Source organism: Thalassolituus sp. UBA6592 (assembly GCF_002433655.1).
In the GTDB taxonomy this organism is placed as follows: domain Bacteria; phylum Pseudomonadota; class Gammaproteobacteria; order Pseudomonadales; family Oceanobacteraceae; genus Venatoribacter.
In genome coordinates this window covers 2,787-3,563 of record NZ_DJIO01000190.1, presented here as the reverse complement: position 1 = coordinate 3,563, position 777 = coordinate 2,787, and the positions used below count along the sequence as shown (strand labels likewise).

The window sequence follows — 777 nt, the reverse complement described above, 5'->3', positions numbered from 1 at the left end:
GATCTGTCTTACAGCAACCCGCACGTAAGCCCGTTCGACGAATTTCAGCGTATGAAGCATCATCCGGTTATTAAACAGTATCTGGAAGGTGGTAAACGCGCATCCTACGGTGCCCGTGCCATTACCAAAGGCGGCCTGAACTGTCTGCCAAAAATGACCTTCCCTGGCGGCCTGGTGGTTGGTTGTGATGCCGGCACACTGAACTTTGCCAAAATTAAAGGCACACACACTGCCATGAAGAGTGGCCTGGTTGCTGCTGAAGAGCTGTTTAAAGCTATTCAGGCCGGTCGCGCTAACGATGAAGTGACTGAATTTACCACTGCCTTCGAAGCTTCATGGGCGTGGAAAGAACTGCACCGCAGCCGTAACTTCGGCCCGGCGATGCATAAGTTCGGCACCTTCCTGGGTGGCGCATTCAACTACATTGATCAGAATATCGTGGCGATGCCATTCACTCTGCATGATACCCATCCGGATCATGCGATGCTGAAACCTGCTAACGAATGTGAAAAGATCAACTATCCGAAACCGGACGGTGTGATCAGCTTCGCCAAGCTGGACTCTGTGTTTATCGGCAACGTTAACCACGCGGAAGATCAGCCATGCCACCTGAAGCTGAAAGATGCTTCGATCCCTCTGGGAATCAACCTGGAGAAATGGGATGAGCCAGCGCAGCGCTACTGCCCTGCAGGCGTGTATGAGATTGTTGAAGACGAAAACGGCAAGCGTTTCCAGATCAACTCTCAGAACTGTGTACACTGCAAAACCTGTGATATT

Annotated in this window: 1 protein-coding gene; it reads left to right on the top strand. The window is 51.4% G+C overall.

Annotated features, from left to right (window positions below):
- On the top strand, nucleotides 1–777 hold a 777-nt coding region (locus B2Z72_RS18870), incomplete at both ends, for an electron transfer flavoprotein-ubiquinone oxidoreductase (protein WP_297005599.1).